Below are 13,509 nucleotides of genomic sequence, written 5' to 3' on the forward strand. Positions count from 1 at the left end.
CTTTTGTCACTAACTATAGCATAGATTGGAAAGGTATTGGAAATTTTTCATTTGTTCATACTGAGTACATAATTCTTTGATAAACTGAATAAGAATAGGAAGGAGCAGACACGATGTTACAAGTAAAAAATGTGAAAAAAAGCTATACGACCGGCGAATTTACCCAAGTCGCTTTAAATGGGGTAGACATCAATTTTAGAGAAAATGAATTTGTCGCAATCCTTGGACAAAGCGGATCAGGAAAAACCACGCTATTGAATATCATTGGCGGGTTGGATCAATACGACAGCGGTGATTTGATCATCAATGGCAAGTCTACTAAAAATTTTAAAGACGGAGATTGGGATGCCTACCGTAATAATAGCGTTGGCTTTGTTTTTCAAAGTTATAATCTAATCACTCATCTAAGTATTTTAGATAATGTCGAGATGGGGATGACTCTTAGCGGTGTGTCAGCAGATGAGAAAAAGAAACGTGCTGTAGAAGTGTTAGAACGTGTTGGATTGAAAGACCACCTGCATAAAAAGCCCAATCAATTATCCGGCGGTCAAATGCAGCGTGTGGCGATCGCTCGTGCGTTAGCCAACGATCCGGATATCATCTTAGCAGATGAGCCTACAGGAGCCTTAGATACAACGACCAGCGAACAGATCATGGATTTGATCAAAGAGATCGCAGATGACAAATTGGTGATCATGGTTACCCATAATCCTGAGTTAGCTGAACAATATGCAGATAGGATCGTCAATTTCAGAGATGGACATGTATTGCATGACTCAAATCCTTATTTGGAAGCAGAAGACAGTAGTCATTATGAATTGAAAAAAACAAGCATGAGCTTTTTGACTGCCTTAAAGCTTTCAGGAAAAAATATCGCTACTAAAAAATGGCGAACAGGATTGACCGCTTTTGCAGCAAGTATCGGAATCATTGGTATTGCCTTGATCTTAAGCCTGTCCAACGGTTTTCAAAAGCAAATCGATGCTTTTCAAAGTGATGCTTTAGCTGAATTTCCAATCATTGTTTCTCAGCAAGCTGTCAATATGGATGAAGAATCTTTAAGCGAGATGCGGGCAGAAGGTCCTCTGACTAAAAAAGATTTTGTCAAATCGAATGAAGTTTATCTGTATAACCCAGAAGAGAATAGTGTGACACATAAAAATAATATCAATCAAGAATACTTGGATTATTTGAATAAAATCGATGCTGATTCAGTCCGTAGTATCGGCTATACTCGGGTCGTAGGGATGAACTTGCTTCGAAAAGTCGATGATACTGTCTCACCTGTTTCTTTTTCGACTAGCTCATCAGGAACTAGCGGAAGTCAAAGTAGCAGCAGTACTGGTGCAGGAATGACCAGTATGAATGGCGTTGGGCTTTCATCTTATCCAGCACCATTCAAAAAAGGAGAAGAGTCCTATCTTGAAAAAAACTATGATGTTTTAGCAGGTGCTTATCCTAAATCAGATACTGAAATGGTTCTTGTTGTCGATAATAAAAACCGAATCGATGAAAACTCAATGAAAAATCTTGGCTTTGATATAGAAAATATCGACTCGATCAAATTCGATGATATTGTAGGAACTGAACTAAAACTAATCGATAATGATCAATACTATGAAAAAACCAACTTAGGAAATTTCGTTCCTAAAAATAATTATGCAGAAATGTATGATAACGCTGGAATGACACTGAAAATTTCAGCAGTCGTCCGTCAAAAAGAAGATGTGCAAGTAGCAATGTTAGGTCAAGGAATCGCCTACAGTGACACACTTGTTGAAGAGATCATCAATAGAGAAAAAGATTCTGACATCGTCAAAGCACAAAAAGAGACAGATATGAATGTCATGACGATGGAAAAATTTGATTCAGATGGCAAGCAAAACTTCATTGCCTATCTTGGCGGAGATGCTTCACCAATGATGGTTTATATTTATCCAAAAGACTTTGATACAAAAGACCAAATAGTTGATTACTTGGATAAATACAATGATGGCAAAGACAATAAAGATAAAGTTGTTTATACCGACTTAGCCAGCACGGTAACTGAAATGACCGGCGGGATCATGAATGGAATCACTCTTGTCTTAGTTGCTTTTGCTTCTATCTCACTGATCGTTTCGTTGATTATGGTAGGGATCATCACTTACATTTCGGTTCTAGAACGTACAAAAGAAATTGGGGTATTAAGAGCTTTAGGTGCTAGAAAGAAAGACATCACTCGTGTCTTCAACGCTGAAACCTTGATCATCGGTGCATGCTCTGGTTTATTAGGTATCATCATTGCTTATGCGTTGACATTCCCTGTAAATCAAGTTATTGAAAATATGACCAGCCTAACTAATGTGGCACAATTAAATCCGATCCATGCCTTATTATTAGTCGCAATCAGTATCATCTTGACCTTGATCGGTGGAGCTATCCCTGCTAGAATGGCAGCGAAAAAAGATCCTGTAGAAGCATTAAGATCAGAATAAAAGAGAACGAGGTCGGGACAGGAGCATTCAGCTTATTTCCGCAGGAATTACTTCTGTTCTCTCCGTTTATTCGTTTTTAAAGAGACTTGGTTGTAATTCGTAGAATTATGGCCTAGCCTCTTTTTATTTTTTATGTATGATATGCTACTATGGTAAAAAAGAACGGAGGTTGAAAATGGAACTTAAAGAGTATCAACAATGGATCAGTGATTTTTACAAGCAACGCGGCTGGTATGATCTTGAGCCATTTATTCGCGTCGGCTTTTTAGCAGAGGAAACAGGAGAAGTTGCTCGCGCTGTCCGCGCATTAGAGATCGGACGTGATCGTCCTGACGAACCAGATAAAGCAACGGAAGAATGTATTCAAGAATTGACTGAAGAATTAGGGGATGTGCTTGATAACATTTTTATTTTAGCGGATAAATATGATATTCGCTTAGAAAACATTTTAACGTCACACAGAAAAAAATTAGAGGCTCGTTTCAATACTATCAATCAATGAAAGAAGGTCGCTTATGTCAGAAGAAATCATTGTTCGCCCAGTTGAAGAAGCTGACTTTCCTCTGCTGCTTGAAATAGAAAATAGAATTTGGACAAATGAAAATTCGCCCGTACTTCACTATTATGCATCTGTAGAAGAATACAAAGAAAAGGTCTCTGATCGTAGGATTTTTGTTGCAGCTGATGCTCAGAAGGTTCATGGCTTCATTGATGTTCATCATCCTACGCCATTACTTGCACATAAAAAACAGTGGATGCTGGGAATCGGCGTTCATCCTCAAAGTCAATCTTTAGGCATCGGCAAAAAATTATTAGATCATGTAAAAAAAGCTGGTAAAAAAGAGCACATCCATAAACTTTCGCTGCGCGTCATGGGTGCCAATTCTAGAGCGATCCAATTCTATCGAAAAAACGGGTTTATTCAGGAAGGTCTATTCAAAGATGAATTTTTCATTGATGGTCAATTTTGTGATGACTATCAATTTGCCTTTTTTATCGACTAATCTCATTATTCCCTAATTTTAAAACCGCTATCTTAGCGGTTTTCTTTATATTCGCTTGCTGTACTTCAGGTATTCTGTTATTTTTATTAAGGACAAAATATTAGGAGTGTGAAAGTGTGACAAAGAAATTATCGTGGCGTGAATACCTTTATGTAGGGTCTATGCTATTTGGGTTGTTTTTCGGAGCAGGAAATCTGATTTTCCCTGTTCATATGGGGCAAGAAGCAGGGGCAAATATTTTTCTTGCCAATCTTGGCTTTTTGATCACAGGTATCGGTTTGCCTTTTCTAGGTGTCATTGCAATAGGTATTTCTAAAAGCAATGGTGTTTTTGATTTGGCCACTCGAGTAAATAGACGATATGCCGTTGGATTTACTGTACTGCTCTATCTGACGATCGGACCTTTTTTTGCTTTACCTCGTTTAGCAACAACTTCATTTGAAATTGGACTGGCTCCTTTTGTTTCTACCAACCAACAAAAAATATTTTTAGCGATTTTTTCAGCGATTTTCTTTTTGATTGCTTGGGCTTTCTCGCGTAAACCATCAAAACTATTAGATTATGTAGGCAAATTTTTAAATCCCTTATTTCTATTTTTATTAGCTATTTTACTTTTATTTGCCTTTTTGAATCCTTTAGGTAGTATTTCATCTGCTGAAATCGGCAGTGCCTATACAGAAAATCCTTTTTTTAAAGGCTTCACTGAGGGCTACAATACACTGGATGCACTCGCTTCTTTAGCCTTTGGGATCATTATTGTTTCAACGATCAAAGGAATGGGTGTTGAAAAGCCGAATGACATAGCAAAAGACACGATCAAATCTGGTGCGGTCAGTATTATTTTGATGGGAATTATCTATACCCTATTATCTTACATGGGAACGATGAGCTTAGGTGGATTTCCACTTAGTGAAAATGGCGGCATCGCATTAGCTCAAATCGCCAACCATTATTTGGGGAATTTAGGGAGTATTCTACTTGCCTTTATCGTTATACTAGCTTGCTTAAAGACAGCGATCGGTCTGATCACTGCCTTCTCTGAAACGTTTGCTGAGCTTTTTCCAAAAAGATCGTATGCATTCTATATTGCAGCTGCTAGTATTTTACCTTGCTTATTCGCAAATGTCGGCTTAACAAATATCATTCAGTTTTCAATTCCTGTCCTGATGTTTATCTATCCTTTAGCTATGACCTTGATGCTTTTGGTTATTCTCAGCCCTTTGTTCCGTCATCGCCAAGAGGTGTATCAGACAACGACTTACGTTACTTTGTTGGCTGCTTTATTAGATGCTTTAAATAGTGCTCCTGATTCCTTTAAAAATCTTGGTTTTGTGACTGCGATTTTAGATGCAGCAAATGCTTATCTTCCATTATTTACGATCGGAATGGGCTGGGTAGTTCCCGCAATCCTTGGGTTTATTATCGGTATTTTCTGGACGATGATCAAGAAAACACCGTTAGCTGAATAAAAACATAAGTCTAAAGTATAGCTCTTTGAGTTATATTTTAGACTTTTTCATTTTGGATAAAAATAGGACAAAACCATACTTGTACTCTCATTCCTTATTTAAAGAGCGACAATATCTACTTGGATCAGTTAAAACTATTTTTAAGATTGGTAAAATACTGAAATCGCTCTACAACAAAAGAACCCTCTTTCCATTTTTTGATAACTTATCTTTTTGACTTCTTAATGCTTTATTTTCCAGAAATATCGTTCATTTGTTTTTATCTTTTGTTCATATTTCCGCGAAAGCTCAGCTTTTTGTTAAGGATGCATCACTAAGTGTTTCAGCTCCATCGTCTTAGCTGACAAGTCTACCCTAAATACAGTAGAATAAGGGCAAGGAAGTGATAAACATGCTTTATGAAGAATTGATGATGGATTCAGGTGTATTGACAAAGTTTGAGCTTTTCAAACGAATCACACAAATCAATCAGCCTGATATCTCAATTACTCAATTATCGGAAGAAAAATCATTGAATTATCAACAAACTTTTATCATCTTAAATGAAATCAATAATGATTTATTGAAAATAACGAAAACACACCCTTCTATTTTAAAAAAAGCTGGTAAAATCGATAGTACAAAATTACTCGTCACGATTGACGAATATCGCTACTTTTTATTAAAAAAGTCCGTACCATTTCAATTCATCCTGTATTTTTTAAATCATGAAGAACCTAGTATAGATGACTTTTGTCAACGTTATTTCGTCAGCCGTTCTACCGTTTCCAGAAAGATGCTGCCGTTAAAGAAGCATGTAAAACAATTCAACTTACGCTTTGGTTATACTGAAGCAAATTTGATTGGCGATGAACGTGCTGTTCGAGTAGCTCTTTTTAATGCGCTTTGGTTAGGAACGAGAGGTACAGCATGGCCCTTTGAGAGTGTGGCTTTTGAAGACGCTGAGCGTTTAGCTGGCGCTTATGCTGAATACTTTCCTTTGTCTAGAACATATCTCGGTGCCAAAGAACTGACCTATTTTGCCGCAATTTTTCTGTGCCGGACACGGAAAAAGTTTTTTGTTCCTTATGATAGTCGCTATGACTTTTTGATGATGGACAATCCTTATTATGATTTTGAGCGTTTAAATAAAGAACTTGGTGCAGAGCAAACTCTTTCATTTGAACAAAGTAAAGGGGAGAGCAGTTTCATTTTCTTTCTGGCCCACTATGCTCCTTTTTATACGCTGGATGATGATCCTTCATTATTTCAAACACTCCATGATTTTTCAACTCGACCGAATCTCGTGTACGATATCGTCTCTGAATTTCTAGACTACGCGAAACACAACATCTTTAAAAATGAACCTGAAGCACTGGATAATTCCATCATCATTGGTAATTTATTGAATGTGATGTTTGCCTTTTATACCCTACGTCAACCTTTCCCTAATCTGGAAAAACTTGTTGAAGCTCCTAAAACACGCAGTAAAGCGGATCAATTCCTGGAAACAAAAATTCACTTATTTTTTGAAGAAAAGTCTCAGGAAAAAGGGAGCAAATTCATTTACACGATCAAAAAACCGCTTGTTAATGCCTTTAAAAACATTTTACTGCCGATCTATGATAAACCAAAACACGCTGAACATTTAAAAGTGGGTGTGGCATTTGAGCATAATTTTCTTTTGGTCAGTAAGATCTATCAGTTCCTGAATGATCTAGGTTTTGTTGATGCAGCCCCTTACAAAGAAGAATTGAACGACGAGTATGACCTCGTTATCAGCTCTTCTCTATTACCTAGAAAAAAGACACCTGATTTACCTCTTTATTTCTGGGATCTTTCGTATAAGGAAGAAGAGTTAGCTGATTTGTATCGTGTTTTACAGCAGTTGTTTGAGCAAAAAAATATTGTAGAAGATTGATCTTTCTTTTATTCTGAAGAAAAGAGCCTGACTTTTGACCATCCTTTATAACAATAAAAGTCCCGAACAAAACTAGAAAACTGTTTTGTTCAGGACTTTTATTATTCATATTTTACTTCCATTAAATATAAGCCTTCCGGATTTGCTGTTGGTCCAGCAAAATTTCGATCCTTTGCAGCCAATATTTGCGGGATCGTTGTTTCATCAATGCGTCCTGATCCCATCTTAAGCAATGTACCAACTAAAATACGGATCATTTTATATAAGAAACCATCTCCGCGAAATGTAAAAATCAATTCATTTTCTGCTTCATTTACTTCAAGCTTCGCCTCATAAATCGTTCGAACTTTATCTTCGATTTCCGTACCTGAGGCACAAAATGAGGTAAAATCATGCGTTCCTAATAAATCAGGTAACGCTCGACGTATTTTATTTACATCGACCGGATACATAAAATGAGTTGCATAAAATCGCTTAAACGGACTTCTTGGTTTGCCAATATCTACACGGAAGCAATAGGTTTTTTCTACGACATGATAACGTGCATGAAAATCCTCCGGCACGATTTCTATGCTTTTCACCGCAATATCTTTCGGTGTTTGTGTATCCAATGCATAACGCATTTTTTCTAAATCACGTGTTTGATCATAATCAAAATGAATGACTTGACCTTCGGCATGGACTCCAGCATCTGTCCGACCTGAACCAAAAATCGTGATCGTTTTGCCATTGTTTATTCTTCGCAATGTGTTTTCAAATTCTCCTTGGACGGTTCGTTTATCTGGTTGAATCTGAAATCCATTAAAATTTGTTCCATCATAAGCAATCACTGCTTTGTAACGCGGCATTTCTTTTCCACCTTTACTTCTAACTTCTGATAAAAATCAAGACTGCTGTTAAGACCCCAAAAGCCAGCATTACAATGGTATCATTCAAATGCCAATGTAAAATCCGATATTTTGTCCGTCCTTCTCCACCTTGATAGCCTCTTGCTTCCATTGCCGTAGCTAAATCTTCTGCTCGATTAAAGCTGCTGACAAATAATGGAATCAATAAAGGTACGATTGCCTTCATCTTTTGAATCAAGCTTCCTTCACCGAAGTCGACTCCTCTGGCACGTTGGGCGTTCATGATTTTTTCTGTTTCATCCATCAATGTCGGTACAAATCGCAAAGCAATCGACAACATCAATGATACTTCATGAACAGGAAAACGAACTACTTTTAACGGACGCAGTAGATATTCGATCGCGTCTGATAAATCAAGCGGCGGTGTCGTCAATGTCAATAAGGTCGACATGAAAATGATCAGCACAAAGCGGCAAAAAATGAATAAGCCATTGATCACACCAAACTCAGTGACGGTGAAAATTCCCCATTTGAAGTAAACTTCTCCTCCTTGGGTAAACAACATCTGCAATGCCACAGTAAAGAGAATCAGCCAAATCAGTGGTTTGATACCACGAATAAAGAAGCGAATATTGACTTTCGATAAAAAGATCGCAAACAGCGTAAATACAGCTAATACTGTGTACGTCTGCCAATTATTCGCCAAGAAGATGATCCCAATAAAATAAAAGCTGGCAATCAGTTTCGCCCTTGGGTCCATTGTGTGTATAAATGAATCCCCCGGAATGTAGCGTCCAAAAATCAATTTATTCATCACAGGTCAACACCTGCCTTCAACTCTTCTAACAAATCATCTGCTAATGCCTCTGCTGTTAAAGGTAACGTGTCAAATGACATTCCTTTAGCTATCAGCTTTTCTGCGAAACTAGCAGCTGTAGGTACACCTAATTGTTTTTCCTTCAGCCAGTCGATATCTTCAAATACACTTTGCGGAGTCCCATCTTTAACGATTTTCCCCTTTTCAAGAACGAGCACATGGTCTGCATAATTAGCTACATCATCCATTAAATGAGTGACTAAAACGATCGTCATCCCACGTTCTTCATGTAGCTTTTGGAACATTCCCATCATTTCTTTACGCCCTTGAGGATCTAAACCAGCTGTGGGTTCATCTAAAACCAGAATTTCAGGCTCCATCGCTAAAACCCCGGCAATTGCGACACGACGCATTTGACCGCCAGAAAGTTCAAATGGTGAACGCTCTAAATAGCTTTCATCCAGACCAACAAGCGTCAGCATTTCTTTTGCTAATCGTTTTCCTTCTTCGTCGCTCACACCAAAATTTTTAGGGCCAAAAGCGATGTCCCTTTCAACAGTTTCTTCAAACAATTGTGCTTCTGGAAATTGAAAAACAATGCCGACTTTTTTACGGATAGGTTTTAAATTTTTATTATTCGTTTCAGGTAATATCGTCCGATCACCGATCATCACTTTCCCTTTTGTTGGCTTAACAAGTGCATTTAAATGCTGAAGCAACGTCGATTTCCCACTACCTGTATGCCCAACGATCGCTGTGTATGAGCCTTCTTTTATCGTAAGATTCAAATCAAATAAAGCACGTTGTTCAAATGGTGTATTTGGCTGGTACGTAAAATCTACTTGTTCAAAACGGATGTCCATAGCCAGTCCACCATCCTTTCTTCAGTCAAATATTCATCAGGTACAGCAACGCCACGATCTTTTAAAGCAATTTTCAATTTTTCCGGAAATGGTAAATCAAGACCCATTTGGACTAACTCCGTTCCTGCAGAAAAAATATCAGCAGGAGTTCCTTCTTTGACTAGCTTCCCTTGCTTCATGACCAAGATTCTATTCGCATTAGCGGCTTCATCAATATCATGAGTAATCGAAATAACGGTTAGATTGCTTGCTTCTTTGATTTTTTTGATCGTCGAGATCACTTCTTCCCGACCTTCCGGATCAAGCATACTAGTTGCCTCATCCAAGATAATAATATCTGGACGCAAAGCAACAACGCCCGCAATTGCTACACGTTGTTTTTGACCGCCAGATAAACGAGCTGGTTCACGAGTGGCGAAGGAATCCATCCGCACCTTCTCAAGAGCATCCTTCACTCTGATCACCATTTCCTCACGCGGAATCCCTTGATTTTCCAAACCAAAGGCTACATCATCTTCTACTGTCGAGCCAACAAACTGGTTGTCAGGATTTTGGAAAACCATCCCCACCATTCGTCTGATTTCCCATACATTGTCCTCGTTCAATTCTTTACCACCAACTGAAATACTGCCCGCTTCCGGCAATAACAGTCCATTGATCGTTTTGGCCAACGTAGATTTTCCTGAACCATTATGCCCAATAATTGCTATCCACTCACCTTGTTGGATGGAAAAAGATACATCATTCAAAGCGGGAGAAGCCTCTTCTGGTTGATAGCTAAATTCAATATTTTTTAATTCAATTATCGGTTGCATCGCGTACTCCCTCAATTATTTAGTCTTACTAACACTAACAAAAAATCAGTGCTTTTTCAATCAAATCTTCTTTTATTTACGCTATTTTCTATTATAACAAAAGAAGCTGCAATATGGGAATTCTAATCTGTCAAGACAGGAATATTTATGTATTTTTTTGTCTCGTAAGCAAAAAAGATTGAAACATCTAGCAAAATGGTTTCAATCTTTCTGATTCATTATATTCTCAAGAATTCTGCTGCAAGTATTCAAATGCATACTGTGCATAAAGCTCCGCACCGATCGCCATTGCATTCTCATCTACATTGAAACGCCCATGATGATGTGCCCATTGCGTATCCTTTTCGGGATTTCCACAGCCTACCAGAGCAAAACAACCAGGAGTACGCTCCGTGAAATAACTAAAGTCTTCACCACCAGTAGTTGGCGGCTCTTGGATCAATGCTTGCTCGCCAAAGTTTTCTTTGATCACGGCTTGAGCAAAGAGAGCGTCTTTTTCATCATTGATCACCGGTAGTGTGCCATGATCATAAACAAGGTCGGCAGTACCGCCATACATCGCTGCTGTCTGCTCTGCAAAGCGTCTTAACGCATTCTCTACACGATCACGAGTCTCAATGCTAAAACAGCGTACAGTCCCTTCTAAGCGTGCATTTTCAGCAATCACATTAAAACGAGTTCCGACATCCATTTTTCCTACCGTCACAACAACAGGATCTAGCGGATTTGTCTCTCTTGAAACAACTGACTGCACATTCATCACAAAGGAAGAAGCAATCAACGCTGCATCTACACATGCATCCGGCATAGCACCATGACCACCCCGACCTTTAAAATCGACGGAAAAAATATCAGCCGAAGCAAACGACGAGCCCACCACACAAGAGGCTATTCCTGAAAGCATCTGTGACCAGATATGGATGCCGAATACATTATCTACATTATCAACAGCCCCTTGTTCAACCATTGCTTTCGCTCCTTGAGCATTTTCCTCTGATGGTTGAAAAATAAAGCGAACAGTCCCCTTTATCTCTGACTGAACCTCTTTCAATGCTTTTGCTGCTGTTAAGAGCATTGCAGTATGCGCATCATGTCCACAGGCATGCATTTTTCCTTCTTCTAATGATTTATATGGCAATTCATCATTCAGCTCCTGAACTGGTAATGCATCCATATCAGCTCTTAAGGCAACCGTTTTACCAGCTTTCCCACCAACAAGCTCTGCAATGATCCCTGTTGGTTCGGTTTTACGATAAGGAATACCAAGTTGATCGAGTACTTCAGCAACCTTATCAGTCGTTCTAAATTCTTCAAATTGCAATTCTGGATGTTGATGGAGATCTCTTCTAAACTCAATCATTGTAGGTGTATATTTTCCAATCAACGCTTTTAACTGTTCCATACTATCATTCACTCCTATAAGCTTAATAAAATACTTGAAAAAATTCCTGCTAAAATCACAGAAACAATCGTCACTGTGATGAAACCTGCTACTAACATCGGCGGCATCATATGACGCGTCAACGCTTCTATTTCCTTTTCATCTTCTGTTAGCGACTGGATGACTTCGTTAGTAATAATATAGTCTGCCGGAAATCCGTAAAGTGCTGTTAAAGACACTGCAAAGGCCATTTCTTTACTAACACCTAATATCTTACCCACAATTGCAGAAAAAAGATACATACCCGCTACACCAATAATAATGATTCCTACCATCGGTAAAAGCAGCTCTTCCAACATTTCAGGTGTTGCCTTTTTTAAGCCATCAAAAATAAAGAGCATCAATCCTAAAATAGCAAAACCAAAGCTATTTGCTTGTTTCAAAGGCTGCTTTTCTAAAAAGCCTAAAGTAGAAGCGATAACACCAAAAAATAGACAGAGAACAAAAGGGCTGATCGAAACAAAGGAACTGCACCAAACAGATACATAGTATGCAGCCAAAGCCACACAAGCCAAGCGAAAAATACGTGAAAAATCTGTATGATATTTTTTAGGGACTTTTTTGAATAATTTAGGAATCGTTTCATCCTCTATAATAGTGTCTTTTAAAGAACTTTTCTTTTGCTCATTTAGCGGCTGCCATTGTCCATTACGATATTTTTCGAGCATTCGCTTTCCTTCCTTCTTTAACATGATGGAGGTTAAAGGATAGCCAGCGAAGCCCTGCATCACATAAATCAGAATAGCTAATACTGATAATGAGGTCAATCCAGCGGTCTGCGCTGCCTCAGACATAATCAAAGATGAAACTACTCCTCCTACTAATGGCGGAACTGCTACTAAAACTGTTTCTAAATCAAATATAAAAGAACCGACAGTCAATAACAAGACAACGATTCCCGTGATTCCTGATAAGGTGATCACGATCGTTTTCCATTGATTGCCCAGTTCCTTGATCGATAATAGTGTGCCCATATTCGTAATCAATAAATACATCAATAATGTTGCTACTACAGGTGGGATCCCCGCAATTTCAACAATATTTTTTGGAAAAAATGTCCAATACCCTACAACAAATAGCACAGCACACACGAAAACTGATGAAACCCAAGCTTTTGTTTTACTTGAAATGATATCACCAATATATAAAATACCCATTACTAATGTAAAAGCCGTCATTTGCGCCATATTATTCCCCTTTCTCACATTATTTTTCAGAAAATTCTGATTAAACAAAGTATACTAAAAATAACACTTATGCGCAATAAGATGACAAAAAATACTATTTAGTTTTATAAACACAAAAAAACCCCAAGAAAGTTCCTAGGGCAAAAAAATACACCTTATACTATGATGAGTGCTTCTCTGCTGAATATGCATTCAGCAGAGAAAGCGTTGAGCTAGACTAGGAGTCGCCTCCAACATCATAACACTCTAAAAGAATCATCTATAAAGTGACGGTATAGTTTGATTATTTAACAAATTCAATAATTACCATTGGCGCTGCATCTCCGCGTCTTGGTTCTGTCTTCAAGATACGAGTGTAACCACCTTGACGTTCAGCATAACGAGGTGCTAAATCATTGAATAGTTTTTGTAAAGCTGATTCAACAACAATAGCTTCGTTTTCTTCACGTACGCTGGCAACTTCATTGCGTACAAATGTCGCTGCTTGACGACGAGCATGAAGATCTCCACGTTTGCCTAATGTAATCATTTTTTCTGTAGTTGAACGAATTTCTTTCGCACGAGCTTCAGTTGTAACGATACGTTCGTTGATAATTAAATCAGTAGTTAAGTCACGCAACATTGCCTTACGTTGGCTTGATGTGCGTCCTAATTTACGATAACCCACGTTGGTTTTCCTCCTTCGTAA

At 38.3% G+C, this 13,509-nt stretch carries 12 protein-coding genes; 5 read left to right on the forward strand and 7 right to left on the reverse strand.

The window, feature by feature from the left end; genetic code table 11:
• The first annotated feature begins 113 nt into the window (after window positions 1–113).
• The 5 genes from IGI58_RS05225 to IGI58_RS05245 all read left to right on the forward strand — a co-directional run bounded on the left by IGI58_RS05225 (window position 114) and on the right by IGI58_RS05245 (window position 6,850).
• Window positions 114–2,477 carry an ATP-binding cassette domain-containing protein gene (locus IGI58_RS05225; protein WP_429954260.1) on the forward strand — a complete coding sequence of 788 codons (2,364 nt, stop codon included), beginning with the start codon at window positions 114–116 and terminating at the stop codon, window positions 2,475–2,477.
• A gap of 175 nt (window positions 2,478–2,652) precedes the next feature.
• On the forward strand, window positions 2,653–2,979 hold the full coding sequence (locus tag IGI58_RS05230) for a MazG-like family protein (RefSeq protein WP_225534720.1): 327 nt from the start codon (window positions 2,653–2,655) through the stop codon (window positions 2,977–2,979).
• 13 nt (window positions 2,980–2,992) lie between these two features.
• On the forward strand, window positions 2,993–3,481 hold the full coding sequence (locus IGI58_RS05235; RefSeq protein WP_225534719.1) for a GNAT family N-acetyltransferase: 489 nt from the start codon (window positions 2,993–2,995) through the stop codon (window positions 3,479–3,481).
• 116 nt (window positions 3,482–3,597) lie between these two features.
• Complete coding sequence (gene brnQ, locus IGI58_RS05240; protein ID WP_225534718.1) at window positions 3,598–4,950, forward strand: branched-chain amino acid transport system II carrier protein; 1,353 nt, start codon at window positions 3,598–3,600, stop codon at window positions 4,948–4,950.
• A gap of 391 nt (window positions 4,951–5,341) precedes the next feature.
• Entirely contained in the window at window positions 5,342–6,850 is a 1,509-nt protein-coding gene (locus IGI58_RS05245) for a helix-turn-helix domain-containing protein (RefSeq protein WP_429954259.1), read from the forward strand.
• Window positions 6,851–6,951: 101 nt separating this feature from the next.
• Here IGI58_RS05245 and truA read toward each other — a convergent pair whose 3' ends face one another.
• The 7 genes from truA to rplQ form a co-directional block, all read right to left on the reverse strand.
• Window positions 6,952–7,698 carry a tRNA pseudouridine(38-40) synthase TruA gene (truA, locus tag IGI58_RS05250; RefSeq protein WP_429954258.1) on the reverse strand — a complete coding sequence of 249 codons (747 nt, stop codon included), beginning with the start codon at window positions 7,696–7,698 and terminating at the stop codon, window positions 6,952–6,954.
• Window positions 7,699–7,717: 19 nt separating this feature from the next.
• On the reverse strand, window positions 7,718–8,515 hold the full coding sequence (locus IGI58_RS05255; protein ID WP_429954257.1) for an energy-coupling factor transporter transmembrane component T family protein: 798 nt from the start codon (window positions 8,513–8,515) through the stop codon (window positions 7,718–7,720).
• Entirely contained in the window at window positions 8,512–9,378 is an 867-nt protein-coding gene (locus IGI58_RS05260; RefSeq protein ID WP_429954256.1) for an energy-coupling factor ABC transporter ATP-binding protein, read from the reverse strand. The genes IGI58_RS05255 and IGI58_RS05260 overlap by 4 nt, the downstream gene beginning before the upstream one ends.
• The gene (locus tag IGI58_RS05265) at window positions 9,354–10,193 is read right to left on the reverse strand and encodes an energy-coupling factor ABC transporter ATP-binding protein (protein ID WP_429954255.1); all 840 of its coding nucleotides are present in this window, start codon (window positions 10,191–10,193) and stop codon (window positions 9,354–9,356) included. Before IGI58_RS05265 ends, IGI58_RS05260 begins: the two co-directional genes overlap by 25 nt.
• 226 nt (window positions 10,194–10,419) lie before the next feature.
• Entirely contained in the window at window positions 10,420–11,595 is a 1,176-nt protein-coding gene (locus IGI58_RS05270) for a M20 family metallopeptidase (RefSeq protein ID WP_429954254.1), read from the reverse strand.
• A gap of 14 nt (window positions 11,596–11,609) precedes the next feature.
• The gene (locus IGI58_RS05275) at window positions 11,610–12,821 is read right to left on the reverse strand and encodes a hypothetical protein (RefSeq protein ID WP_429954253.1); all 1,212 of its coding nucleotides are present in this window, start codon (window positions 12,819–12,821) and stop codon (window positions 11,610–11,612) included.
• Window positions 12,822–13,104: 283 nt separating this feature from the next.
• On the reverse strand, window positions 13,105–13,488 hold the full coding sequence (rplQ, locus tag IGI58_RS05280) for a 50S ribosomal protein L17 (protein WP_069662435.1): 384 nt from the start codon (window positions 13,486–13,488) through the stop codon (window positions 13,105–13,107).
• Between the last annotated feature and the right edge of the window lie 21 nt (window positions 13,489–13,509).

This window comes from Enterococcus sp. AZ020, assembly GCF_050499205.1.
Taxonomy (GTDB): domain Bacteria; phylum Bacillota; class Bacilli; order Lactobacillales; family Enterococcaceae; genus Enterococcus_L; species Enterococcus_L dunnyi.

What these genes read in the sequence shown, in the direction of transcription:
- IGI58_RS05225 (WP_429954260.1), top strand. Translation starts at nt 114, where the DNA reads ATGTTACAAGTAAAAAATGTGAAAAAAAGCTATACGACCGGCGAATTT.
- IGI58_RS05230 (WP_225534720.1), top strand. Translation starts at nt 2,653, where the DNA reads ATGGAACTTAAAGAGTATCAACAATGGATCAGTGATTTTTACAAGCAA.
- IGI58_RS05235 (WP_225534719.1), top strand. Translation starts at nt 2,993, where the DNA reads ATGTCAGAAGAAATCATTGTTCGCCCAGTTGAAGAAGCTGACTTTCCT.
- IGI58_RS05245 (WP_429954259.1), top strand. Translation starts at nt 5,342, where the DNA reads ATGCTTTATGAAGAATTGATGATGGATTCAGGTGTATTGACAAAGTTT.
- truA (WP_429954258.1), bottom strand. Translation starts at nt 7,698, where the DNA reads ATGCCGCGTTACAAAGCAGTGATTGCTTATGATGGAACAAATTTTAAT.
- IGI58_RS05260 (WP_429954256.1), bottom strand. Translation starts at nt 9,378, where the DNA reads ATGGACATCCGTTTTGAACAAGTAGATTTTACGTACCAGCCAAATACA.
- IGI58_RS05265 (WP_429954255.1), bottom strand. Translation starts at nt 10,193, where the DNA reads ATGCAACCGATAATTGAATTAAAAAATATTGAATTTAGCTATCAACCA.
- IGI58_RS05270 (WP_429954254.1), bottom strand. Translation starts at nt 11,595, where the DNA reads ATGGAACAGTTAAAAGCGTTGATTGGAAAATATACACCTACAATGATT.
- IGI58_RS05275 (WP_429954253.1), bottom strand. Translation starts at nt 12,821, where the DNA reads ATGGCGCAAATGACGGCTTTTACATTAGTAATGGGTATTTTATATATT.